Below are 23,606 nucleotides of genomic sequence, written 5' to 3' on the forward strand. Positions count from 1 at the left end.
ATGGCCCCGCGTCATCCCTCAGGATGACCCGGCGTGCCGAGGTCGTGCTCGTACGCGAAGACCACGAGCTGCACGCGATCGCGCAGCCCCAGCTTCGCCAGGATGCGACTCACGTGCGTCTTGACGGTGGCCTCGGACAGGAACTCGGAGGCCGCGATCTCGGAGTTCGAGAGCCCGCGCGCCGCGAACCCGAAGATCTCGCGCTCGCGCGGTGTCAGCTCCGCCCACGACGCCGGGGCCGGGCGGCGCCCGCTCCCCCGCGCCAGATGCGCGAACAGCTCGCGCGTCGCGCTCGCGGCGATGACCTGGTTTCCCTGGTGCACCGTGCGGATCGCCGCCAGCAGGAACTCGGGGTCGGCGTCCTTCAGCACGAAGCCGCTCGCACCCGCGCGGATCGCCTTCGCCGCATTCTCATCGAGGTCGAAAGTGGTGAGCACGACGATCCGCGGGGCCGCACGCCCGGCACGCTCGGCCTCGGCGAGGATGCGCTCGGTCGCCTGGATGCCGTCGAGCTGCGGCATCCGCACGTCCATGAGCACCACGTCGGGGCGGGTCGTCGCCGCGAGCGCGACCCCGGCGACCCCGTCACCGGCCTCGCCGACGACCTCGAGGTCGGGCTGCGACTCGACGAGCATGCGCACGCCAGAGCGGAACAGGGCCTGGTCGTCGACCAGGGCGACGCGGATCGCGTTCATGCGGTGCTCCTCGGTTGTGCGGGAATGCTCGCGACGACGCGGAACACGCCGTCGCGGCCCGGTTCCGCGGTCAGGCTGCCGCCGACGAGCTGCGCGCGCTCGCGCATACCCGTGATGCCGTGCCTCGCGCCCGTCGACACGGCGGCCGTGGCCCCGGTCGCCGTGGACCCGGTCGCGATCGCGTCCGGCCCGCCAGCGGCATCCGCCATGCGATTCGCGACCATGAGCGAGACGCCGGAGTCGGTCCAGTCGAAACGCACTTCGACCGGCGCATCGGTGTCGCCGTGGCGCAGCGCATTGGTGAGCGCCTCCTGCACGATGCGGTAGACCGCGATCTGGTGGCCGGTGCCGAGCTCGCGCGGCTCGCCGGTCTCGAGGCGGCGAACATCGAGCCCGGCCGCGACGACGCCCCCGATGAGCTCGCTGAGGTCGTCGAGCACGGGCTGCGGCGCGGCGCCCTCTCGATGCCGCAGCTCGGCCAGCAGCACGCGCACATCGCCGAGCGCGCCGCGCGCGACCCCCGCGATCGTCGAGAGCGCTTCGGTTGCCGCATCGGGCCGGGTCTTCGCCGCGAACCGTGCCCCGTCGGCCTGGGCGATGACGACGGCGAGCGAGTGCGCGACGACGTCGTGCATGTCGCGCGCGATGCGGTTGCGCTCCTGCTCGACCGTGTAGCGGTACTCCGCGAGGGCCCGTTCACGATTCGCGGCCTCCTCACGGCGGCGCACCTCGCGCCCGTCGCGGATCGAGCGCGCCAGCAGACCTGCGGTCCAGGCCAGGACGAGGAGCGCGAGGGACCCGACGAGGATGAACGCCGCGGCGTACCAGGTCTGCGGCGTGAGCTCCCCGCTCCCGCCGAAGATCGGCATGAGCACCTGAAGGTACAGGGTCGCGATCAGCGCACCGGCACCGGCCGACACGAGTCCCAACCACTTCAGCAGTCGCCCGCCGTGGGCCGAGGTCGAGTAGAGCACGCCGAGCACGGCGAAGTCGTAGAACTGCAGGTCGCGGAGGGCGGCCATCTGCACGGTCGCCGCCGCCCACGCGACGCCGAGCGCCCACGCGGGCGCGAGCCGGCGCACGGCGAGGGCGCCGACGAAGAGCAGCATGGCGACCAGATCGGCCCAGTTGCCCATGAGGGCGAACGGCAGCGACATGAGACCGAACACGACCGCCAGAACGATGTCGGTCGTCAGCTTCGCGCGGCTGATGCGGTTCTCGGGCACCGATCCACCGTACGCGCTGCCTGCTCCGGATGCCGCGTCAGCGGGCGCGAATCATCCTCGAGTCGTACGGGGCGCGCGTCGCCCTCGCGTGGCAGCGCTCGGGTCGGACGTGCTCAGAACCCGAGGCGGCCGAGGAGCTTCGGATCGCGCTGCCAGTCCTTCGCGACCTTGATGTGCAGCGCGAGGTAGACCTTGCGCCCGAGCAGCCCCTCGATCTGCGCGCGGGCCGTGGCGCCGACCTCGCGGAGTCGCGAACCCCCCTTGCCGATGATGATGCCCTTCTGGCTGTCGCGCTCGACGTAGAGGTTCGCGTAGATCTCGAGCAGGTCCTTGTCTTCACGTTCGAGCATGTCCTCGACGACGACCGCGATCGAGTGCGGCAGCTCGTCGGTGACGCCCTCGAGCGCGGCCTCGCGGATGAACTCGGCGATGCGCTCCGAGGTGTCCTCGTCGGTCAGGATCTCAGCCGGGTAGAGCGGCTGGCTCGACGTCGGCAGCAGGGCGAGCAGCTCGTCGACGAGCACGTCGAGCTGCTCACCTCGCGGCGCCGACACCGGGATGACGGCGTCCCACTCGCGAAGCTCGGACACCGCGAGCAGCTGCTCGGCGATCTTCGCCTTGCCCGCGGCATCCGTCTTGGTGACGATCGCGACCTTCTTGGCACGCGGATACTGCTCGAGCTGCTCGTTGATGAACCGGTCGCCCGGTCCGATCGGCTCGTTGGCCGGAACGCAGAACGCGATGACGTCGACGTCGCCGAGCGTGGACTGCACGAGCGAGTTGAGCCGTTCGCCGAGCAGGGTGCGCGGCCGGTGCAGACCCGGCGTGTCCACGAGGATCAGCTGGCCGTCGTCGCGGTGCACGATGCCGCGGATCGCGCGACGCGTCGTCTGCGGCTTCGAGCTCGTGATCGCCACCTTCTCGCCGACGAGCGCGTTCGTGAGCGTCGACTTGCCGACGTTCGGGCGCCCCACGAACGAGACGAATCCTGCGCGGTACTCAGCCACGGTGCTTCCTTCCATCGGCGTCTCCCGACTCGAACGCCAGTTGGGCGTCGATCAGGGACTGGTCGCGTTCGACGAGGATCGTCGAGATGCGCTTTCTGCGGCCCTCGGTGCGCTCGGCCTTCAGCACGAGACCCGAGACCACGGCCTGCTCGCCCGGCTGGGCGAGGCGACCGAGTTCCTTCGCGAGCAGGCCGCCCGCCGAGTCGACGTCTTCATCGTCGAGGTCGAGGCCGAACAGCTCGCCGAGCTCGTCGATCGGCAGTCGGGCGTTGACGCGGAACCGGCCGGGCTCGAGCTCCTCGATCTGCGCGGCCTCGCGGTCGTACTCGTCGGAGATATCGCCCACGAGCTCTTCGATGACGTCTTCGAGGGTGACGAGTCCGGCGATGCCGCCGTACTCGTCGACCACCATCGCGAGGTGGTTCGACGCGAGCTGCATCTGCCGAAGCAGTGCGTCGGCCTTCATCGAGTCGGGAACGAACACGGCCGGGCGTGCGAGTTCGCCGACCGTGAGGTCGGCGGCATCGAGCGGGCGCTCGAACCCGAGTCGCGCGAGATCGCGGAGGTACAGGATGCCGGCGACGTCGTCGGCGTCCTGCTCGATCACGGGGATGCGCGAGTACCCGGCGTTCAGGAACAGGGCCATCGCCTGGGGCAGGTGCGCCGTCGCCTCGATCGTGACCATGTCGGTGCGCGGCACCATGACCTCGCGCGCGACCGTGTCGTTGAACTCGAAGATCGAGTGGATGAGTTCGCGGTCGCCCTCCTCGAGCACCTCGAGCTCGGTCGCCTCGTCGACCATGCTGAGCAGCTGCTCCTCGCTCGAGACCCCCGCGAAGCGGATGCGGCCGGGCGTCACGCGGTTGCCGAGGCCCACGAGCGCATTGGCCAGTGGGCCGAGGAGCACGCGAAGGAAGTGCACGACCGGGGCGGTCAGGCGCAGCACGACCGGAGCGTTCGCACGCCCGACGCTCCGGGGGCTCGCCCCCACGAGCACGAACGAGACGGCCGTCATGATCAGCGCCGACCAGAGCAGCACCCACCACACGTTGTCGAGGAACGACACGAACGCGAGCGTGACGAGCACGGCCGCCGTCGTCTCGGCGATGATCCGAACGAAGTTGACGGCATTGATGTGCGCGCCCGGGTCGTCGGCGATGGCGAGCAGCGAACGACGTGAGCGGGAGCCGAGCGCGAGCTCGGAGACATCCGCCCGGCTGGTGACGCCGAGGGCGGCGTCGACGGCCGCCATGAGACCGCCGAACGCGACGAACACGAACGCCGACGCGAGGAAGAGCCAGGCCTGCATGGTCAGCGACGACGCTCCTGCATGGTGAAGCCGACGAGGAGGTCGCGCTGGAGGCCGAACATCTCCTTCTCGTCTTCGGGTTCGGCGTGGTCGAAGCCGAGCAGGTGCAGCATGCCGTGCGTGGTGAGCAGCAGCAGTTCGTCGATGAGCGGATGCCCCGCGGTGCGCGCCTGCGCCTCGGCGACCTGCGGGCACAGCACGACGTCGCCGAGCAGCCCGGGCGGGGTCGGGTTCTCTTCGCTGCCGGGCCGCAGCTCGTCCATGGGGAAGCTCAGCACGTCGGTGGGTCCGGGTTCGTCCATCCACTGCACGTGCAGTTGCTCCATGGCGCCCTCGTCGACGAGCACGATCGCGAGCTCGGCGTCGGCGTGCACGTGCAGCGCGTCGAGCACGTAGACCGCGAGACGCTGCAGCACCGCCTCGTCGACGTCGACCGCGGATTCGTTGTTGACCTCGATGCTCACGAGTTGCTGCCCTTTCGAGGAAGGTGGTCGCGCGGACCGGCGTGCCCGCGTCGTTCGGCGCGGTTCGCGAACTCGCGCGCCTGGTCGCGCTCGAAGCGCTGCGCCTGGGCGCGCTGGTCGAACTCGGTGTAGGCGTCGACGATCTGCCCGACGAGGCTGTGCCGCACGACGTCGGCGCTCGTCAGGCGCGCGAAGTGGATGTCCTCGATGCGGTCGAGGATGCGCGTCACGAGGCGGAGGCCGCTCGCTCCCCCGGGCAGGTCGACCTGGGTGACGTCGCCCGTGACGACCATCTTCGACCCGAAGCCGAGGCGCGTGAGGAACATCTTCATCTGCTCGGGCGTGGTGTTCTGGGCCTCGTCGAGCACGACGAACGAGTCATTCAGCGTTCGGCCGCGCATGTAGGCGAGCGGCGCGACCTCGACGGTGCCAGAGGCGAGGAGCTTCGGCACCATCTCGGGGTCCATCATCTCGTTCAGCGCATCGTAGAGCGGCCGCAGGTACGGGTCGATCTTGTCGGTGAGCGTGCCGGGGAGGAATCCGAGTCGCTCGCCGGCCTCGACGGCCGGACGCGTGAGGATGATGCGGCTGACCTCCTTGCGCTGCAGGGCCTGGACGGCCTTCGCCATCGCGAGGTAGGTCTTGCCCGTGCCGGCCGGGCCGATGCCGAAGACGACGGTGTGCTCGTCGATCGCGTCGACGTAGGCTCGCTGCCCCTCGGTCTTGGCCCTGATGGTCTTGCCACGGGAGGTGACGATGACCTGCCCGAGCAGTTCGGACGGGCGGGATTCGGGATCGGCGTCGATCATGCGGGCCGAACTCCTCACTTCGGTGGGCGTCGGGTCCTGGCCTGCTCGCACGAGCTCCAGGAGTTCTTCGATGATGCGGCGGACGCGCAGGCGATCCGCGGCGTCGCCGCGGATGCCGATCTCGTTGCCGCGCACGTGCACCTCGACGTCGGGGTACTCGTGCTGGATGGTGGTCAGCAGGCGATCCTGCGGACCGAGCAGCCGCACCATGGCGATGCCGTCGATCTTCAGTCGTTCCTCGTCGGCGGACTCGGGGGCGACGTCGTGCGACTCATCCGCCAAGCGAGGCCTCCTCGAGACCGCCGGCCAGGACGTGCGCGTGCACGTGGAAGACGGTCTGTCCGGCGCCGGCGCCCGTGTTGAACACGAGGCGGAAGTCGCCGTCGGCGAGGTCGGCGGCGATGCCACGGGCCACGTCGACGAGTTCGGCGAGCAGCGCCGGGTCGCCCGCGGCGAGTTCGACGACGTCGCGGTAGGCGCCCGTCTTGGGGGTGACGACCACGTGCACCGGCGCCTTGGGCGCGATGTCGTGGAACGCGATCACGTTCGCCGTCTCGGCGACGATGTCCGCGGGGATCTCACGCGCGGCGATGCGCTCGAACAGGGTCGGCTCGGCGGTTGCGGTCATGCCTCCATCGTAGCGAGGGATGTCTCACCACCGCCCGAGTCGGGCGTTCAGCACCGCGATGGCCGCCGGGCCCGCCGTCGACGTGCGCAGCACCGAGTCGCCGAGGCGAACGGTCTCGGCGCCGGCCGCGACCAGACGTTCGATCTCGGCGGGCGCGATGCCGCCCTCGGGGCCGACGACGAGCACGAAGTCGCGCCCGTCGTCGTCGAGCGCGGTGAGCGGCGTCGTGGCCGTGGGTTCGAGCAGCAGCATTCGGGCGCCGTCGAGCAGGGCCTCGAGTCCCGCGGTCGACGTGAGCGGTGCGACCTCGGGCATCCAGGGGCGGATCGACTGCTTGGTCGCCTCGCGCACGATGCTCGCCCAGCGGGCGCGACCCTTCTCGGCCTTCGGCCCCTCCCAGCGCGACACCGACCGGCTCGCCGACCACGGCACGATCGCGTCGACGCCGAGCTCGGTGGCGGCCTGCACCGCGAGCTCGTCGCGGTCGCCCTTGGCGAGGGCCTGCACGAGCGTGATGCGAGGGCTCGGGGCGGGCGTCGAGCGCACCTCGGCGACCTCGAGCACGAGCTCGCGCGGCGCCGTCTCGACCACGGTCGCCGTGGCGAGCACGCCGCGGCCGTTGCCGACCGACAGTTGCTCGCCGACGCGCACACGCGAGACGGTCACCGCGTGACGCGCCTCGTCGCCACCGAGGCGCACGAGGTCGCCGGATGCCGCATCCGCCAGTTCGAGGGCCTCGTCGAGGTAGAGGTGACTCATCGCGGCATCCGTCAGCCGAGGAACTTGTCGCGGAGACGGGCGAACAGGCCCTGTTGGAAGTGGCTCAGCTCGGGCGCCGGCGCCTTCTTCGACGACGCGAACTGCTGCACGAGGTCGCGCTCCTTCGTCGAGAGCTTCGTGGGGGTGAGCACCTGCACGCCGATGCGGAGGTCGCCGCGGCCGCTGCCGCGGAGCTTCGAGACGCCGCGGTCCTTCACGGTGAGGATCTCGCCGCTCTGCAGGCCCGCCTTGATCTCGACCTCGACATCGCCGTCGAGCGCCTCGATCTTCGCCGTGGTGCCGAGGATCGCGTCGGTCATCGACACGGCGAGCGTCGCGAGCAGGTCGTCGCCGTTGCGGCTGAACACGTCGTGGTTCTTGACCTTGATCTCGAGGTAGAGGTCGCCGTTGGGGCCTGCGGCCGGGCCGGCCTCGCCGGAACCCGGCATCTGCAGGCGCACGCCCGTGTCGACACCGGCGGGGATGTCGACCGGGACCGTGCGGCGCGCGCGCACGCGCCCCTGGCCCTGGCAGGTCACGCACGGCGTCGCGATGACGGTGCCGTACCCGCGGCAGGTGCCGCAGGGGCTCGACGTCATGACATTGCCGAGCAGGGAGCGCACCGCGCGCTGGATCGAACCGGTGCCGTGGCAGATGTCGCACGTGACGGGCGACGTGCCCGGCTGGCAGCACGATCCGTGGCAGGTCTGGCACACCACGGCGGTGTCGACCTCGATGTCGCGGTGCGTGCCGAAGATGACCTCGTCGAGTCCGACCTCGACGCGGATGAGCGCGTCCTGACCGCGCTCGCGTCGGGATCGGGGGCCGCGGCTCTGCTGCGCGCCGCCGAAGTAGGTCTCGAAGATGTCGCCGAAGCCGCCGAAGCCCTGCCCGCCGCCGAACCCGCCCTGGTCGCCGAGGTCGTACTGCTGGCGCTGCTTCGGGTCGGAGAGCACGTCGTACGCGTGCGTGACCGACTTGAACCGCTCGGAGGCCTCGGCGCCGGGGTTGACGTCGGGGTGGAGTTCGCGGGCCAGGCGGCGATACGCCTTCTTGATCTCGTCGGGGGTCGCCTCGCGCGAGACGCCGAGGACCTCGTAGTGGTCTGCCACGGAGGGCGTGTCCTTTCGATTGCGGATGCCGGTGGGGGCCGGCTGCTCAGTTCTCGCCGAGCGTGCGGGAGAGGTATCGGGCGACCGCGCGAACGGCCGCCATGCTGTGGGAGTAGTCCATGCGGGTGGGGCCGACGACGCCGAGTCGGGAGATGTCGCGGCCCGGGATCTCGAAGGCGCTCGAGAGCACCGACGTCTCGCCGAGGCCGAACGACGCGTTCTCGCGGCCGATGCGCACCGCGACGGCGTGCTCGTCGGCGGCCATCTCGCCGAACAGTCGCAGGAGGACCACCTGTTCTTCGATGGCCTCGATGACGCCGAGGATCGAACCCGGGAAGTCCTGCTCGGTGCGCACGAGGTTCGCGGCTCCGGCCACCACGAGGCGGTCCTGCCGCTGGGCGCGGGCCTGCTCGGCGAGCGTGGCCGCGAGTGCGCGGAGCACGAGCGCGTCGGCCGGCGGGACGTCGGCGAACTCGCCCGACAGCGACTCCGCGGCATCCGCCATCGCCCGATTGCCGGCGAGGTCGTTCAACCGGGCGCGGTGCAGCGCGAGCGCGGTCTCGTCGACCGGCTGCGGAAGCTCGGCGACGCGTTGCTCGACCTGGCCGGAGTCGGTGATGAGGATGCAGAGCACCCGATCGGGCGAGAGCGAGACGAGTTCGACGTGCCGCACGCGGGCGCTGCCGAAGCTCGGGTACTGCACGACCGCGAGCTGCTTGGTCAGCTGGGCGACGAGGCGCACCGTGCGCGCGAGGAGTTCGTCGAGGTCGCTCGACTCGCCGAGGAAGGTCTCGATCGCGTGCCGCTGCGCCCTCGTCATCGGGCGCACGTCGGTGAGCTGGTCGACGAAGACGCGGTACCCCTTGTCGGTCGGGATGCGACCGGACGACGTGTGCGGCGCCGCGATCAGCTCCTCCTCTTCGAGGAGGGCCATGTCGTTGCGGATCGTGGCCGCCGAGACGCCGAACGAGTGCCGCTCGACGATGGCCTTCGACCCCACCGGTTCGCGGGAGGCGACGTAGTCCTGCACGATCGCCCGGAGGACGGCGAGGCTGCGTTCGGAGACCATGTCCCTCGCTTTCCCGGCGGTTTAGCACTCGATCGATGTGAGTGCCAATCATACCGCTCAACTCAGGGTAATCCCCATTGCCGACACTCCCGCCCGGCGCTACCGTGAGCATGTCCCGCGACACACCCGGCCGCGAGCACTCACCTCACGGCAGCGGAACGACCGCCGAAGCCCCGAAAGGCACGCACATGTCAGATCCCAACGCAGGCCCGTCCGATCCGAACGTGCCGCCCACGCCGCCGCAGCAGCCGGCAGCACCCCAGCCCGCAGCGGCGCAGCCCGCCGCGGCACCCGGGGCTCCGCTCTCGCGAGAGCAGGACATCCAGTGGGGCTCGTTCGCCCACCTCGGCGGAATCCTCGGATTCCTGCCGTCGCTCATCATCTGGCTCGTCTTCAAGGACCGAGGCCAGTTCACGAACACCGAGGCGAAGGAGGCGCTGAACTTCCAGATCACGCTCGTCTTCGCGCAGATCGCGATCTTCATCCTCACGTCGATCATCACGATCATCACGTTCGGCCTCGGCAGCATCCTCGGTCTGCTCTCCTGGGCCGTCTGGATCGTCGGCGTCATCTTCTCGATCATCGCCTTCCTCCAGGCCAAGGAGGGTCGCAACTACCGCTACCCCTTCGCCATCCGCCTCATCAAGTAGGGCACGGCGCACACAACGCCCGCCGCTGGAGCGTCACGCTCCCGCGGCGGGCGTTGCTGTGCCACCATGAAGGCGTCCGCAGTCACCCCGCCGTCCCGGCGCACTCGAACAGGAGAAGACGATGTCCGACCTGCCACCTCCCCCGCCGCCGCAGAACCCCTACGAGCAGAGCTCGCAGCTGAGCCCGTCCGACGAGAAGCTCTGGGCGACGCTGATCCACATCGGCGGGATCTTCTTCAGCTTCATCCCCGCGCTGATCGGCTACCTGATCCTGAAGGACAAGGGGCCATTCGTGCGCGCGCACACGGCGACCGCGCTGAACTTCCAGATCACCATGACGATCGCGATCATCATCGGCAGCGTGCTGTCGCTCGTGGTCATCGGCCTCTTCATCATCGCGGCCGTCGGCATCATCGTGATCGTGTTCAGCATCATCGCCGCCGTCAAGGCGAACCAGGGCGAGCCCTACACGTACCCGCTCTCGATCAAGTTCGTGAGCTGAGACGGGGCCCGTTCTCGAACGGGGTTCAGTCCTCGAGCAGGCGCCGCACCACGGCGTCGGCGAGCAGCCGCCCTCGCCTGGTGAGCGTCAAGCCACCGGCGAGGGCGGCTTTCGCGTCGACGAGCTCGTCGGCGATGAGGCCGGCCACGGCGTGGCGGCCGCCCGTGTGGAGCGAGGCGATGTCGATGCCCTCGCGGATGCGCGTGAGCAGCAGCACGCGCTCGGTCTCGCGGGTCGGCGCATCGAGCACCTCGCGACCGACGGCGGGCGAGTGGCCGGCCGCGAGGCGCTCGGCATAGGCGGCCGGATGCTTGGCGTTCCACCAGCGCACCCCGCCGACGTGGCTGTGGGCTCCGGGGCCGACCCCCCACCAGTCGTCACCGCGCCAGTAGCCGAGGTTGTGGCGGGAACGGTGCGCGGCATCCGTCGCCCAGTTGCTGACCTCGTACCATTCGAAGCCGGCCTCGGCGAACGCCGTGTCGGCGAGCTCGTACATGTCGGCCTCGAGGTCGTCGTCGGGCTGCGCCAGCTCCCCTCGGCGGATCTGCCGGTGGAGCTTCGTGCCCTCCTCGACGATCAGGGCGTAGGCGCTCACGTGGTCGGGGCGCTCGGCGACGACCGCGTCGACGCTGCGCCGCCAGTCGTCGAGCGATTCCCCCGGCGTGCCGTAGATCAGGTCGAGGCTCACGTCGAGTCCGGCGTCGCGCGCCCAGCGCACCACGAGCGGCACCCGCGCCGGGTCGTGCGTGCGGTCGAGCGCCGAGAGCACGTGCGGCACCGCCGACTGCATGCCGAACGAGACGCGCGTGAAGCCGCCCTCGGCGAGACGGATCAGGTCGTCGGGCACGACGGAATCGGGATTCGCCTCGGTCGTGACCTCGGCACCCGGTGCGAACCCGAACTCGTCGCGAACGGCACCCAGCATGCGCACGAGGTCGTCTGCGGGCAGCAGGGTCGGCGTTCCGCCCCCGAAGAAGACCGTCTCGGCCTCACGAGGGACGACGTCGGATGCCGCGAGCACGCGCCGCGACATCCGGACCTCGTCGATGGCCTGGTCGGCGTAGTCGACCTGGCGGGCGCCGCGGAGTTCGCTGGCGGTGTACGTGTTGAAGTCGCAGTACCCGCAGCGCACGCGGCAGAACGGGACGTGCACGTAGACGCCGAAGGCACGATCGACGGCGCCCTCGGCGGCCGAGGCGGGCAGCAGGCCGTCGAGCGGTGCCGGCTCGCCGAGCGGCAGCGCGGAACCCACGCCTACACGCCGCCGGCGGGATGCAGTGCGCGCAGCTGCAGCTTCGTCAGCTCGCGGCGCCGACGGCGCACCCACGGCGCGAGCACGCGCTTCGACCCGCCCGCGGTGGACCGGAACGAGCGGATCGTGAGCCACACGGTGTCGTCGTCGCGACGCTCGAGCACGAACGACTCCTCGCCGCTCTCGAGCCCCTCCGCGGTGGTGCCGAACGCGTAGCCGACGCGGTCGGGCTCGTCGATCACGTAGACGACCAGCACGGGCGTGGAGTGCGGGCCCGGGCGACCGTGGCGCACGAGCGTGGCCTGCATGCCCGAGGCGATGTACGGGGTTCCGTCCTCGCCGAAGCGGTCCTCGGTGCGTGGCCCCGGCTGCTCGGTGAGCGGCGCACCGTCGGCGCCGTACACGATGCCGGGATACTGGGCGCCGGTGCCGGCGGAGATCTCCGTCACCTCGTAGCCCGCGCCGCGCTGGATGCCCCAGGTCATGAGGGCCTCGGCCGCGCGCTGGAAGCGGTCGACGCCGCTGCCGAGGCGAACGCGGTCTTCCGCCGGCCGGTAGCCGGTCGGCGGATAGCGCATGAGATCGGGCTCGAGCGTCGCGCCGATCGAGCCGTACGTGACGGACTGATCGGTGAACGTGCTGCGTCGGGTCATCGGGCGCCTACTTCTTCGCGTCCTTCGTCTCGACGTCGCCGCTCAGCGCGGCGATGAACGCCTCCTGCGGGACCTCGACGCGGCCGACCATCTTCATGCGCTTCTTGCCCTCCTTCTGCTTCTCGAGGAGCTTGCGCTTGCGGCTGATGTCACCGCCGTAGCACTTGGCCAGCACGTCCTTGCGCATCGCGCGGATCGATTCGCGCGCGATGATGCGCGCGCCGATCGCGGCCTGGATCGGCACTTCGAACTGCTGGCGAGGGATGAGCTTGCGCAGGCGACCCGTCATGAGCACGCCGTAGGCGTAGGCCTTGTCGCGGTGCACGATCGCGCTGAACGCGTCGACCTGTTCGCCCTGCAGGAGGATGTCCACCTTCACGAGGTCGGCCGCCTGGTCGCCGATGGGCTCGTAGTCGAGCGAGGCGTACCCGGCGGTCTTCGACTTCAACTGGTCGAAGAAGTCGAACACGATCTCGCCGAGCGGGATGTTGTAGCGGATCTCGACCCGGTCCTCGCCGAGGTAGTCCATGCCGAGCAGCGACCCGCGTCGCGACTGGCAGAGCTCCATGATCGTGCCCACGTAGTCCTTCGGCGCGAGGATCGCGGCCTTCACCATCGGCTCGCGCACCTCGGAGATCTTCGCCCCCGTCGGGAACTCGCTGGGGTTCGTGACCGTCACGGACTTCTTGTCTTCGGTCGTCACCTCGTAGACCACCGACGGAGCGGTCGCGATGATGTCGAGGTCGAACTCGCGCTGCAGGCGCTCGGTGATGATCTCGAGGTGCAGCAGGCCGAGGAAGCCGGCACGGAAGCCGAAGCCCAGCGCGACCGAAGTCTCGGGCTCGTAGACGAGTGCGGCATCGGACAACTTGAGCTTGTCGAGCGCCTCGCGGAGCTCGGGGTAGTCGCTGCCGTCGATCGGGTACAGGCCCGAGTAGACCATCGGCAGCGGCTCGGTGTAGCCCGGCAATGCCTGCGTGGCGGGCTTCGATGCGGTCGTGACGGTGTCGCCGACCTTCGACTGGCGCACGTCCTTCACGCCCGTGATGAGGTAGCCGACCTCACCGATGCCGAGGCCCTTCGTCGGCGTCGGCTCGGGCGCACTCACGCCGATCTCGAGGATCTCGTGGGTCGCCCTGGTCGACATCATCTGGATGCGCTCGCGCGGATTCAGATGCCCGTCGATCATGCGCACGTAGGTGACGACGCCGCGGTAGCTGTCGTAGACGGAGTCGAAGATCATCGCGCGCGGCGGTGCGTCGGCATCTCCGACGGGCGCCGGAATGCGCTCGACGACCCGGTCGAGGAGGTCTTCGACACCGAGGCCGGTCTTGCCCGAGACGCGCAGCACGTCGGCGGGGTCGCCGCCGATGAGCTCGGCGAGCTCGCGTGCGTACTTGTCGGGATCGGCAGCCGGCAGGTCGATCTTGTTCAGCACCGGGATGATCTCGAGGTCGTTCTCGAGCGCGAGGTACAGGTTCGCGAGCGTCTGGGCCTCGATGCCCTGCGCGGCGTCGACCAGCAGGATCGCGCCCTCGCACGCGGCGAGCGAACGCGAGACCTCGTAGCTGAAGTCGACGTGACCGGGGGTGTCGATCATGTTCAGGGCGTACGACGTGTCGCCGACCTGCCACGGCATGCGCACCGCCTGGCTCTTGATCGTGATGCCGCGCTCACGCTCGATGTCCATGCGATCGAGGTACTGCGCGCGCATGTCACGGTCGCTCACGACGCCCGTGATGCCGAGCATGCGGTCGGCGAGGGTCGACTTGCCGTGGTCGATATGCGCGATGATGCAGAAATTGCGGATCAGCGCGGGGTCGGTGGCGGCGGGCACCGGCGGGGTAGCAGCTCTCGGAGACATCCCGACGATTCTCCCATGACTTGGCTTCGCACTTTCGACGGATGCCTCCGCGAGGCCCCGCGACTACGCTGACACGCACCATGACCGCGCCCGCAGCCCCGCTTCCGCTCCCCCTCCTCGACTTCGGGAGGGTGTCACCGTCGGCCCTCCGGCCGGTGTTCATCACGCTCCGATTCGGGCTCCACGTGCTCGTGGTCGGGCTCGCCCTGTTCGTCATGGTCCGTGCGCTCCTGGCCGACGACCAGTACGAGGCGGGCATCACGATCCTGACTATCTCGTTCCTCGCGTGCTACGCCGCAGGCATCGCCGCCTCGCAGCGCAACCTCCCCCAGTGGGCGCGCGTGCTCTGGCTCACGGCACTGCTCGCGCTCTGGGCCGGCATGTCGGCGATGACCCCGGATGCCGCGTTCCTCGCGTTCCCCCTCTTCTTCCTCGAGCTGCACGTGCTGGCCGCCCCGCTGGCGGTTCCGCTGGTCGTGGTCACGTTCGGCCTCTCGGTGTGGGGCACGGCGACCCACCTCGGATTCGACGTCGGCACGATCCTCGGCCCGCTGATCAGCGCCGGCGTGGCCATCGTCATCGGCCTCGGCTATCGGGCCATGGCGCAGGAGACGAAGGATCGCCAGGCGCTCATCCTCGACCTCATCGCGACCCGCGAGGAACTCTCGACGGCGAGCCGCGAGGCCGGAACGCTCGCCGAGCGCGAGCGCATCGCCCGCGAGATCCACGACACCGTGGCGCAGGGGCTCTCGAGCATCCAGATGCTCCTGCACGCCGCCGAGCGGGACATCGACGACGAGCGCACGCTCGACAAGCTGAGACTCGCCCGTGAAACCGCGTCGGACAACCTCGCAGAGACCCGCCGCTTCATCCGCGAGCTCAGCCCGCCGTCGCTCGACGAGCAGACGCTGCCCGCCGCGCTCCGACGTCTGGCCGCCGCAGTCGACGAGCAGGCCGCCCAGGCCGGCACCTCGACCAGGGTCTCGTACACGACGAGCGGCGCCCCCGTCACGCTGCCGATGTCCATCGACGCGACCCTCCTGCGCATCGCCCAGGGCGCCCTCGCGAACGTGCTGCGTCATGCCCGCGCGACGCGCGCCGAGCTCACCCTCAGCTACCTCGGCGACGAGGTCGCGCTCGACGTGGTCGACGACGGCATCGGCTTCGACCCCGCGGCGATCGCTGCCGACCCCGCGGCGCAGCTCCGTTTCGGCTTGCGAGCCATGCGCGAGCGCGCCGAACGCGAGGGCGGCTCGATCGTGGTCGAGTCCCATCCCGGCGAGGGCACGGCCGTGTCGGTGCGGATCCCCGTGGCGGCAGCGCCGTGAGCGGGGCCGGCGGCATCCGTCTCGTGATCGCCGACGACCATCCCGTCGTGCGAGCCGGCGTGCGCGCCATGCTCGAGGCCGAGCCCGACCTCGTGGTCGTCGCCGACGTCGACCGCGCGGATGCCGCGGTGCGCCGCGCCGCCGACGGCGGGGTCGACGTCGTGATCATGGACCTGCAGTTCCCCTCGGACATGCAGGGCGCCGAGGCGACGCGCCACATCCGCCTGCAGGCCGACGCACCACGCGTGCTCGTGCTCACGAACTACGACACCGACGCCGACATCCTGAGCGCGATCGAGGCCGGGGCGAGCGGCTACCTGCTGAAGGACTCGCCGCCGGCCGAGCTCGTCGCGGCGATCAGGGCTGCGGCGACCGGCGAGCCGGCGTTCGCACCCGGCGTGTCCTCGCGGCTCGACGCGAACGGCGGGCTCGAGCGCCTCACCGGCCGCGAGGCCGAGGTGCTCGGCCTCGTGGCGAGCGGCCACACGAACCGCGAGATCGGCAAGGCGCTCTTCCTCAGCGAGGCGACCGTGAAGTCGCACCTCGTGCACATCTTCGCCAAACTGGAGGTGGGTTCGCGCACCGCGGCGGTGGCGCGGGCCCGCGATCTCGGCATCATCCGCTCGAACTGACCGCATCGAGCGGATGCCGCGGCCACCGCATTGGTGCCATGCGCGCGTTGCTGGTATCGTTGTCTGTTGGCTTGCGTGTGGGTCCCACCCCGCACGATTCGCCGCGCGAGGCCCCTCTACCTTCGCTCGGCACATCCGGTACCCGCACAAGAACGAAAGACGAACCACGTGGCAAACATCAAGTCGCAGATCAAGCGCATCAAGACGAACCTGAAGGCTCAGGAGCGCAACAAGGCGGTCAAGAGCCAGGTCAAGAGCGCCGTCCGCGCCGCTCGCGAGGCCATCGCAACGGGTGACAAGGACAAGGCCGTCGCCGCGGTCCGCGTCGCCGGTCGCAAGCTCGACAAGGCCGCCAGCAAGGGCGTCATCCACAAGAACCAGGCCGCGAACCGCAAGTCGGCCATCGCGAAGCAGGCCGCCGCGCTGTAAGGCACGCCGTCTGATCGAACGCCCCGCACGAGTCGTGCGGGGCGTTCGTCGTTTCGGGGCGGCGTCGTCTCGCTCATCGTTCCACTCGCCGTTTCGGGGCGAGCCTGGGCGCCTGAGCGTCTGAACGCGAGTGCTCGTCCGCACCATCGCATCGCGTCTGCGCAGACGCATTCCGGGCGCCTGACGAGGATCGCGTACGGACTCAGGCGAGGTTGCGGCCGCGCGACGCGATGACGCCGACGAGCCGCTCGAGCGCGAACACGGGATCGCGCTCGGCGCCCTTGACCGCGGCATCGGTGCGCGCGAGCTGCACGATGGCCTGCTGCAGGCCCTCGTCGGTCCAGCCGGAGAGGTCGCGCCGCGCTCGATCGACCTGCCAGGGTGCGAGCCCGAGCGAGGATGCCACTCCTGAGCCGCCGCCGCGGACCCCGGAGACCTTCGCCATCGTGCGGATCTTCATCGCGAACGCCGCGACCATGGGCACGGGATCGGCGCCACTGTCGAGCGCGTGCCGCAGGGCCACGAGCGCGTCGCCGTGACGCCCGGCGATCGCCGCGTCGGCGACCTCGAACGCGTTCGTCTCGACGCGGCCGCCGTAGTACTTCGCGACCACCGCTTCGGTGATGTCGCCGGCCGCGTCGGCGAGGAGCTGCCGGCATGCGGCGTCGAGTTCGGCGAGGTCGTCGCTGAACGCCGCGACGAGCGCGCGCAGCGCCCTGGGGGCGATCGAGCGGCCGGCGGCGCGGATCTCGGTCTGCACGAAGTCCTGCTTGTCGGACTCGCGCTTGAGCTCGGCGCACACGATCTCGATGGCCTCGCCGTCGCCCGAGCGGATCGCGTCGAGCATCTTCTTGCCGCGCACCCCGCCGCGATGGCGCACCACGACCGTGGTCGCCTCGGTCGGCTGGCCGACGAAGTCGACCATGTCGAGGATGAGGTCGTCGGTCGCCTTCTCGGCGCCGTCGATGCGGATGAGCCTCGCTTCGCCGAAGAGCGAGGGGCTGGCGAGCGTCAGGAGCTCGCCGCGCTGGTACGCGTCGCCGGAGATCTCGCTGACCTCGAGGTCGGGGTCTTCGGCGCGCAGCACCTCGCGGAGCGTGGTGGAGGCACGCTCGGCCAGCACGTCTTCGGGGCCCGAGATGAGCACGATCGGGGCCGGACGAACCTGGTTGTAGGCCAGTTGCGGGATCGCCGCCGCCTTGGCCCGCGCGTTGCCGCGCGCTGCGCCTGAGGATCGAGCTGCCACGGCACCTCCCTTTCCCTTCAAGTCTACGGTCGGGGTGCGACATCCCCGATGCCGCGCTCGGTCCAGAGACGGAACGCGCCGTCGCCGGTCGCCGAGAGCAGCGAGGTGCCCGATCGATCGCTTCGCACCGTCGCCGTGCCGAGGCGGTCGAGCAGCCCGAGCAGACGGCCGGTGGGGTGGCCGTAGCCGTTGTCGGCGCCGACGCCGATGACCCCGACCGTGGGGGAAAGCGTCTCGTAGAGCCGTTCGCTCTGGTCTGCCGAGCCGTGATGGGCGACCTTCACGAGGTCGACCGGACCGAGCGAGGCCGAGGCGAGCAGGCGCGCCTGCGCCTGCTCGCCGAGGTCGCCGAGGAAGATCGCGCTCCCGAGGCGGCCCTCGAGCTCGAGCACGACGCTCGCGTCGTTGCCCGGCGCCGTGTGCGGCGGTGGCCAGAGCACGCTCCAGCGCGAGTCCCCGAGCACGCCCCGGCGGCCGGCCGTGACCTCGACGGGCTCGGCACCGCCTGTGACGAGCGGGTCGAGCACCCGCGAGGAGCGTTCGTCGTCGAGCGGGCCGTGCACGACGGTCTGCACCATGCCGACCACGGCGTCACTGCCGGCGACGTGGTCGGCATCCCAGTGGGTGAGCACGAGCAGGTCGATGCGCTCGATGCCGAGGAACTCGAGGCAGCGCTCGAGCGCGGCCGGGTCGGGTCCGGTGTCGAAGAGGGCGATCGCGCCTTCGGAGCGCACGATCACGGCGTCGCCCTGGCCGACGTCGCAGTCTGCGACATCCCACTCCCCCGGATGCGCGGCACGTGCGACCGCAGCCGGGCCGGCGACGACACCGATCGGCACGGCCACCAGCAGCACGAGGAGCCCTGCCGCCCCTCGGCGCAGCCCGCGACCGCCGCGCGGATCGAGCAGCAGCCACAGTCCGACCGCGGTCGCGGCGACCAGCACCAGGGCGCCGGGCGCGTCGGGCAGCCACGGCAGCCGGCCGCCGGGCAGTCCGGCGGCCCCGTGCGCGACGAGCGCGATCCATGTGGCGGGCACCCAGGCGACCTGCATGAGCGCGAACCCGACCGACGGAAGCAACGGCAGCACGAGGCATCCGAGCATGCCGACGACCGTGCCGACCGGCGCAGCGGGCGCGGCGAGCAGGTTCGCCGCGACGCCGTAGACCGAGATCGCCGGATCGAGCAGGATCAGCACCGGCTGGCACGCCAACTGGGCCGCCACCGGCACCGCGAGCACGATCGCGAGCGGCGTCGGCATCACGTCGGAGAGACGTCGCGCCAACGGTGCCGCGAGCAGCAGCAGGCCGGCGGTGGCCGCAGCGGAGAGGGCGAACCCGTAGTCGCGTGCGAGCCACGGATCATGCGAGAGCAGGAGCACGACCGCGACGGAGAGCGCCGAAGCACCACCCGCACGCCGCGACGTCGCGACGCCGATGAGGATCACGACCGCCATCGCCGCGGCCCGGATGACGCTCGCCTGCGGCGTCACGAGCACCACGAAACCGCCGAGGGCGACGAGCGCGACCACGACCCGCGTGCGGCGCCCCAGGCCGCACGCGGCGGCGAGGCCGAAGGCGGCCGCGGTCACGATCGCGCAGTTCGCCCCCGAGACGGCCGTCAGGTGCGTCAGCGAACTCGCCTTCATGGCGGCGTCGAGTTCGGCGCCCACCGCCGAGGTGTCGCCGATCGCGAGGCCGGGCACGAGCGCGCCGCCGTCGCCGTCGAGTGCGGCCGCGGCACCCGCGAACCCGCGCCGCAGCTCGGAGGCCCACGCGAGCCAGGGAGGCGGACCGGCGACCGGCGCGACGCGGTCGGGCGAGACGAGCCGGAACGCCGTGGCCTCCCCCGCGGGCAGAGCCTGCGCTCGGGCCGAGAACGCGAGGCGCGCACCCCATTCGACGTCGGTCGATGCGCTCACCCCGACCGTGACCGGCACGCCGGACGCGGGCAGCCCGTCGACGCTCACGACCACCCCGTCGACACGCACCATGGGTTCGTCGGCGGCCCAGACGGCCGCGCGCATCGGTCGGGGTGCGGTCGTCGCCTCGATCACCACGTCGACCGTGCTGCGCGCCTCCGCCGCCGCGGCGAGTGGCGACCGCGAGCGCTCGACGAGCCCGGCGGCCGCGCTCGTCGCGGTGAGGGCCGCGCACGCGAGCACGACCAGCAGGGTGGCGGCCACGGCCGTGATCCGTGCTCGCCGTCGTGGGGAGCTCCCGTCGCGAGGCCCGGCGGGCGGCGGGTCTCCGCCAGCTCGCGCACGGCCGCGACGGTCGAGCAGCGGCCAGCCGAGGGCGCCTGCGACGGCGAGGGCGAGCACCCACAGCACGGCGGCCGGCATCCAGCCCGCGATCCCGACGTCGGGCGCGCCGACGGCCATCCAGGCGGCCGCCCAGGTCGCGCACGCGGGCAGCAGCATCCGCAGGTCTTGCACTCAGAGCGCCACGAGTTCGGACAGGCCCGCGAACACGGCGTCGCCGATGCCCGTCACGTCCATGAGTTGATCGACGCTCGTGAAGGCGCCGTTCGCGTCGCGGTAGTCGATGATGCGCTGCGCCAGCGCCGGCCCGATGCGCGGCAGGGTGTCGAGTTCGGCGACGCCCGCACTGTTGAGGTGCACCAACCCATCGGATGCCGCGGCGCCGCCGCCCGGTGCGCCGCCCGCGCCGGCGCCGCCCACCGCCGCTGCCGCCGGCAGCTCGCCCATGGCGAACACCCTGAGCTGCTCGCCGTCGACGACCGGACGCGCCAGGTTGACGCCCGCGGGGTCGGCTTCGGCCGTGAACCCGCCGGCCGCGGCCACGGCGTCGACCACGCGCGCGCCCTGGTCGAGCTCGACGAGCCCAGGACTGGCGACCGCGCCGAGCACGTGCACGAGCAGCGGGAGCGGCTCGCCGACCGCGCCCACCGCACCGCCGCCGCTCGGATCAGCGGCGCCATCGGTCGCTCCGCCGCTCACCGAGCCGCCGGAGTCGGCCGGCCCGCCGATGACCTGCTGCTCACCGCCCCCGCCCGATGCGAACGAGACGACGGCGGCCAGGGCGACCGCAACGACGAAGAGCACCACGGCAGCGCCGACGGCGATGCGCACGCGCGGCCCGGCACGGCGCGCGGCGGGATCGAGCGCATCGAGCGGATCGGGCGCATCGCGGGCGACGGGCGGTTCAGCGGGCATGCCCGCACGCTACGTCGGCCACCGAACGCGGAACGGCCGGTCGGGCCGGAGCCCGACCGGCCGTCGCCGGTGCTGCACTGGGGAGGGGCGGTCACGAGGACCGGCCGCACCCTCCGAGGGACGTCAGCTGAGGTGGGTCAGCCCTTGATCGCGATGTTCACCAGGTTCGGCGCACGCACGATGACCTTCACGATCTCGCGGTCGCCGATGGTGCGGACGACGGCCTCCGAGGCGAGGGCGAGGGCCTCGAGCTCGTCGCCCGAGATCTTCGGCGAGACCTCGATGCGGTCGCGCACCTTGCCGTTGACCTGCACGATCGCCGTGACCGACTCCTCGACGAGCAGCGCCGGGTCGGCCTTGCGCCACGGCACGAGGGCCACGGTCGGCTGGTAGCCGAGACGCTCCCACATGTCCTCGGCCGCGTAGGGCGCGAACAGGTCGAGGATCATCGCCGTGACCTCTGCCGATTCGCGCACCGCGGCATCGCCCGCACCGGCACCCGAGTCGATGGCCTTGCGGGTCGCGTTCACGAGCTCCATGAGGCGCGCAACGACGACGTTGAACTTGTACGCCTCGACGAGCCCCGGGGCGTCGGCGAGCAGGCGGTGGGTGATGCGGCGGAGAGCCGCGTCGCCCGTCTTCCACTCGACGTCGGGGCTCGAGGCCACCTCGCCGGAGATGCGCCACGCACGGGCGAGGAACTTCGCCGCACCGGTGGGCGAGACATCCGCCCAGTCGATGTCGTCTTCAGGCGGCCCGGCGAACGCGAGCGTGACGCGCAGCGCATCGGTGCCGTGCGCCTTGAGCTCGGACGCGAACTCGACGAGGTTGCCCTTCGACTTCGACATCTTCGAGCCGTCCATGAGCACCATGCCCTGGTTGAGGAGCGACGTGAACGGCTCGGTGAAGCTCAGGTACCCCTCGTCGAAGAGGACCTTCGTGATGAAGCGCGAGTACAGCAGGTGCAGGATCGCGTGCTCGACGCCGCCGACGTACTGGTCGACCGGCGCCCACTTCTCGGCCTCGGCCGGGTCGAAGGCGACCGAGTCGGACGTCGGGTTGAGGTAGCGCAGGTAGTACCAGGAGCTGTCGACGAACGTGTCCATGGTGTCGGAGTCGCGGCGCGCGGCTCCGCCGCACTTCGGGCACGCGACGTTGACCCAGTCCTCGGCGGCACCGAGCGGGCTCGAGCCCTTGGGCTTGAGGTCGAGGCCCGCGGCATCCGGAAGCCTGACCGGCAGCTCGCTGTCGGGAACGGGCACCTCGCCGCACTCGGCGCAGTGGATGATCGGGATGGGCGTGCCCCAGTAGCGCTGGCGCGAGATGAGCCAGTCGCGCAGGCGGTAGTTCTTGGCCGCACGACCGAGGCCGCGCTGCTCGAGCAGTTCGACGACCCGACGGATCGCGTTCGACTTCGAGAGGCCGTCGAGCGGGCCCGAATTGATGAGGCGGCCCTCGCCGGTCAACGCGACGCCCGTCTCGGCGGGGTTCAGCGGCGGCAGGTCGTCGGGCAGGTACGGGACGCCGTTCTCGTCGAGCGGGATCACCGGGATCACGCCCGTGACGGGCTGGTTCGTGTCGACCACGACGCGCACGGGCAGGTCGAACGCGCGGGCGAAGTCGAGGTCGCGCTGGTCGTGCGCCGGCACGGCCATGATCGCGCCGTGGCCGTAGTCGGCCAGCACGTAGTCGGCGGCCCAGATCGGCAGGCGCTCGCCGTTCACGGGGTTGATCGCGTGGCGGTCGAGGAACACGCCGGTCTTCGGGCGGTCGGTCGAGAGACGGTCGATGTCGCTCTCGGTGCGCACCGAGTCGAGGTAGCCCTCGAAGCGCGCCTTGACCTCGTCGGATGCCCCGGCCGCGAGCTCGGCCGCGAGCTCGGAGTCGGGCGCCACGACCATGAAGGTCGCACCGAACAGCGTGTCGGGGCGCGTCGTGAAGACGGGGATGCGCTCCTCGCGCCCCTCGATCTCGAACTCGACGTCGGCACCGGCCGACCGGCCGATCCAGTTGCGCTGCATCGAGAGGACCTTCGACGGCCAGGCACCCTCGAGCTGGTTCAGGTCGTCGAGCAGTCGGTCGGCGTAGTCGGTGACGCGGAAGTACCACTGCGTGAGGGCCTTCTTCGTGACCACGGCGCCGCAGCGCTCGCAGTGCCCGTCGACGACCTGCTCGTTGGCGAGCACGGTCTGGTCGTTGGGGCACCAGTTCACCTGGCCCGCCTTGCGGTACGCGATGCCCTTCTCGTAGAGCTTCAGGAACAGCCACTGGTTCCAGCGGTAGTACTCGGGGTCGCTCGTGTGCAGTTCGCGCGACCAGTCGAACGACGGCGCGTACTGGCGGAACGAGCTCTTCTGCTGGGCGATGTTCTCGTATGTCCAGCCGCGGGGGTCGACACCGCGCTTGATGGCCGCGTTCTCGGCGGGCAGGCCGAACGAGTCCCAGCCGATGGGGTGCAGCACGTCGAAGCCCTGGTGGCGCCAGTACCGCGCGACGGTGTCGCCGTAGCCGAACGCCTCGGCGTGGCCCATGTGCAGGTCGCCCGAGGGGTACGGGAACATGTCGAGGATGTACTTGCGCGGCTTCTTGTCGCCGGGGCGGCCGGCCTCGAACGGCTTCGATTCCTCCCACACCGGCAGCCACTTCGCCTGGATGGCGGCGAAGTCGTATGCGCCGGGGTCGACCTCGTGCTGATCGTGTGCCACGTGACTCTCAATCGTGTCGATGCGGGTTTCGTCCGCACTGCTCAGGGCGCGCCAGACGTCGACGCACCGAGCATCCAGCCTAGTCACTCGG

At 70.9% G+C, this 23,606-nt stretch carries 22 protein-coding genes; 5 read left to right on the forward strand and 17 right to left on the reverse strand.

Annotated elements, in window-relative coordinates; genetic code table 11:
* Positions 1-11 precede the first annotated feature (11 nt).
* The 10 genes from ATC03_RS11310 to hrcA form a co-directional block, all read right to left on the reverse strand.
* Positions 12-695, reverse strand: coding sequence for a response regulator (locus ATC03_RS11310; RefSeq protein WP_067876989.1), 684 nt, complete (start codon positions 693-695; stop codon positions 12-14).
* A complete protein-coding gene (locus ATC03_RS11315) occupies positions 692-1,921 on the reverse strand; it encodes a sensor histidine kinase (protein ID WP_067876992.1) in 1,230 nt (409 codons plus the stop codon). Before ATC03_RS11315 ends, ATC03_RS11310 begins: the two co-directional genes overlap by 4 nt.
* 113 nt (positions 1,922-2,034) lie before the next feature.
* Positions 2,035-2,943 (reverse strand): GTPase Era, encoded by a 909-nt coding sequence (era, locus tag ATC03_RS11320; RefSeq protein ID WP_067876996.1) that lies wholly within the window; start codon positions 2,941-2,943, stop codon positions 2,035-2,037.
* Positions 2,921-4,237: a hemolysin family protein gene (locus ATC03_RS11325; RefSeq protein ID WP_067876999.1), complete on the reverse strand. Its 1,317-nt coding sequence runs from the start codon at positions 4,235-4,237 to the stop codon at positions 2,921-2,923. Before ATC03_RS11325 ends, era begins: the two co-directional genes overlap by 23 nt.
* 2 nt (positions 4,238-4,239) lie before the next feature.
* Positions 4,240-4,701, reverse strand: coding sequence for an rRNA maturation RNase YbeY (gene ybeY / locus ATC03_RS11330; protein ID WP_067877002.1), 462 nt, complete (start codon positions 4,699-4,701; stop codon positions 4,240-4,242).
* On the reverse strand, positions 4,698-5,720 hold the full coding sequence (locus tag ATC03_RS11335) for a PhoH family protein (RefSeq protein ID WP_084003731.1): 1,023 nt from the start codon (positions 5,718-5,720) through the stop codon (positions 4,698-4,700). The genes ybeY and ATC03_RS11335 overlap by 4 nt, the downstream gene beginning before the upstream one ends.
* Before the next feature lie 61 nt (positions 5,721-5,781).
* Positions 5,782-6,138, reverse strand: coding sequence for an HIT domain-containing protein (locus ATC03_RS11340; RefSeq protein ID WP_067877007.1), 357 nt, complete (start codon positions 6,136-6,138; stop codon positions 5,782-5,784).
* 24 nt (positions 6,139-6,162) lie between these two features.
* Complete coding sequence (locus tag ATC03_RS11345; protein WP_067877010.1) at positions 6,163-6,897, reverse strand: 16S rRNA (uracil(1498)-N(3))-methyltransferase; 735 nt, start codon at positions 6,895-6,897, stop codon at positions 6,163-6,165.
* A gap of 11 nt (positions 6,898-6,908) precedes the next feature.
* A complete protein-coding gene (gene dnaJ / locus ATC03_RS11350; RefSeq protein ID WP_067877013.1) occupies positions 6,909-8,009 on the reverse strand; it encodes a molecular chaperone DnaJ in 1,101 nt (366 codons plus the stop codon).
* A 46-nt stretch (positions 8,010-8,055) separates the two neighbouring features.
* The gene (gene hrcA, locus ATC03_RS11355) at positions 8,056-9,078 is read right to left on the reverse strand and encodes a heat-inducible transcriptional repressor HrcA (protein WP_067877016.1); all 1,023 of its coding nucleotides are present in this window, start codon (positions 9,076-9,078) and stop codon (positions 8,056-8,058) included.
* Positions 9,079-9,266: 188 nt separating this feature from the next.
* Here hrcA and ATC03_RS11360 point away from each other — a divergent pair, with 188 nt between their 5' ends.
* Together ATC03_RS11360 and ATC03_RS11365 are read left to right on the forward strand one after the other, a co-directional pair.
* Complete coding sequence (locus tag ATC03_RS11360) at positions 9,267-9,728, forward strand: DUF4870 domain-containing protein (protein WP_067877019.1); 462 nt, start codon at positions 9,267-9,269, stop codon at positions 9,726-9,728.
* 121 nt (positions 9,729-9,849) lie between these two features.
* Entirely contained in the window at positions 9,850-10,230 is a 381-nt protein-coding gene (locus ATC03_RS11365) for a DUF4870 domain-containing protein (RefSeq protein WP_067877022.1), read from the forward strand.
* A 25-nt stretch (positions 10,231-10,255) separates the two neighbouring features.
* Here ATC03_RS11365 and hemW read toward each other — a convergent pair whose 3' ends face one another.
* The 3 genes from hemW to lepA are packed head-to-tail and all read right to left on the reverse strand — an operon-like array spanning position 10,256 to position 13,999.
* A complete protein-coding gene (hemW, locus tag ATC03_RS11370; protein ID WP_067877024.1) occupies positions 10,256-11,482 on the reverse strand; it encodes a radical SAM family heme chaperone HemW in 1,227 nt (408 codons plus the stop codon).
* Between the two features lie 2 nt (positions 11,483-11,484).
* Positions 11,485-12,135 carry a DUF1990 family protein gene (locus tag ATC03_RS11375; protein WP_067877027.1) on the reverse strand — a complete coding sequence of 217 codons (651 nt, stop codon included), beginning with the start codon at positions 12,133-12,135 and terminating at the stop codon, positions 11,485-11,487.
* Positions 12,136-12,142: 7 nt separating this feature from the next.
* Positions 12,143-13,999, reverse strand: coding sequence for a translation elongation factor 4 (gene lepA / locus ATC03_RS11380; RefSeq protein WP_067877030.1), 1,857 nt, complete (start codon positions 13,997-13,999; stop codon positions 12,143-12,145).
* An 80-nt stretch (positions 14,000-14,079) separates the two neighbouring features.
* On the opposite strand from lepA, the gene ATC03_RS11385 reads away from it, so the two are divergent.
* The 3 genes from ATC03_RS11385 (at position 14,080) to rpsT (ending at position 16,388) form a co-directional block, all read left to right on the forward strand.
* Positions 14,080-15,327, forward strand: coding sequence for a sensor histidine kinase (locus ATC03_RS11385; RefSeq protein WP_067877033.1), 1,248 nt, complete (start codon positions 14,080-14,082; stop codon positions 15,325-15,327).
* A gap of 68 nt (positions 15,328-15,395) precedes the next feature.
* Positions 15,396-15,959 (forward strand): LuxR C-terminal-related transcriptional regulator, encoded by a 564-nt coding sequence (locus tag ATC03_RS11390; RefSeq protein ID WP_067881974.1) that lies wholly within the window; start codon positions 15,396-15,398, stop codon positions 15,957-15,959.
* A gap of 168 nt (positions 15,960-16,127) precedes the next feature.
* On the forward strand, positions 16,128-16,388 hold the full coding sequence (gene rpsT / locus ATC03_RS11395; protein ID WP_067877037.1) for a 30S ribosomal protein S20: 261 nt from the start codon (positions 16,128-16,130) through the stop codon (positions 16,386-16,388).
* A gap of 202 nt (positions 16,389-16,590) precedes the next feature.
* On the opposite strand, the gene holA is transcribed toward rpsT, so the two are convergent.
* From holA to leuS, 4 genes are all read right to left on the reverse strand, one after another.
* Positions 16,591-17,634, reverse strand: a complete 1,044-nt coding sequence (gene holA / locus ATC03_RS11400; RefSeq protein WP_067877041.1) for a DNA polymerase III subunit delta — start codon at positions 17,632-17,634, stop codon at positions 16,591-16,593.
* Positions 17,635-17,657: 23 nt separating this feature from the next.
* Positions 17,658-20,069: a ComEC/Rec2 family competence protein gene (locus ATC03_RS11405; protein WP_152030931.1), complete on the reverse strand. Its 2,412-nt coding sequence runs from the start codon at positions 20,067-20,069 to the stop codon at positions 17,658-17,660.
* Positions 20,070-20,810: a ComEA family DNA-binding protein gene (locus tag ATC03_RS11410; protein ID WP_084003445.1), complete on the reverse strand. Its 741-nt coding sequence runs from the start codon at positions 20,808-20,810 to the stop codon at positions 20,070-20,072. It abuts the gene before it with no gap.
* Positions 20,811-20,947: 137 nt separating this feature from the next.
* Entirely contained in the window at positions 20,948-23,515 is a 2,568-nt protein-coding gene (gene leuS / locus ATC03_RS11415; protein ID WP_335622229.1) for a leucine--tRNA ligase, read from the reverse strand.
* Positions 23,516-23,606: the final 91 nt, after the last annotated feature.

Source organism: Agromyces aureus (assembly GCF_001660485.1).
Classification (GTDB): domain Bacteria; phylum Actinomycetota; class Actinomycetes; order Actinomycetales; family Microbacteriaceae; genus Agromyces; species Agromyces aureus.

Bases quoted from the DNA above. Each gene is read 5' to 3' on its own strand.
- ATC03_RS11410 (WP_084003445.1), bottom strand. From the start codon at position 20,810: ATGCCCGCTGAACCGCCCGTCGCCCGCGATGCGCCCGATCCGCTCGAT.
- lepA (WP_067877030.1), bottom strand. From the start codon at position 13,999: ATGTCTCCGAGAGCTGCTACCCCGCCGGTGCCCGCCGCCACCGACCCC.
- ATC03_RS11340 (WP_067877007.1), bottom strand. From the start codon at position 6,138: ATGACCGCAACCGCCGAGCCGACCCTGTTCGAGCGCATCGCCGCGCGT.
- ATC03_RS11385 (WP_067877033.1), top strand. From the start codon at position 14,080: ATGACCGCGCCCGCAGCCCCGCTTCCGCTCCCCCTCCTCGACTTCGGG.
- ATC03_RS11335 (WP_084003731.1), bottom strand. From the start codon at position 5,720: ATGGTGCGGCTGCTCGGTCCGCAGGATCGCCTGCTGACCACCATCCAG.
- ATC03_RS11345 (WP_067877010.1), bottom strand. From the start codon at position 6,897: ATGAGTCACCTCTACCTCGACGAGGCCCTCGAACTGGCGGATGCGGCA.
- ATC03_RS11325 (WP_067876999.1), bottom strand. From the start codon at position 4,237: ATGCAGGCCTGGCTCTTCCTCGCGTCGGCGTTCGTGTTCGTCGCGTTC.
- hrcA (WP_067877016.1), bottom strand. From the start codon at position 9,078: ATGGTCTCCGAACGCAGCCTCGCCGTCCTCCGGGCGATCGTGCAGGAC.
- ATC03_RS11390 (WP_067881974.1), top strand. From the start codon at position 15,396: ATGCTCGAGGCCGAGCCCGACCTCGTGGTCGTCGCCGACGTCGACCGC.
- ATC03_RS11375 (WP_067877027.1), bottom strand. From the start codon at position 12,135: ATGACCCGACGCAGCACGTTCACCGATCAGTCCGTCACGTACGGCTCG.
- ATC03_RS11365 (WP_067877022.1), top strand. From the start codon at position 9,850: ATGTCCGACCTGCCACCTCCCCCGCCGCCGCAGAACCCCTACGAGCAG.
- ATC03_RS11360 (WP_067877019.1), top strand. From the start codon at position 9,267: ATGTCAGATCCCAACGCAGGCCCGTCCGATCCGAACGTGCCGCCCACG.
- era (WP_067876996.1), bottom strand. From the start codon at position 2,943: ATGGAAGGAAGCACCGTGGCTGAGTACCGCGCAGGATTCGTCTCGTTC.
- ATC03_RS11310 (WP_067876989.1), bottom strand. From the start codon at position 695: ATGAACGCGATCCGCGTCGCCCTGGTCGACGACCAGGCCCTGTTCCGC.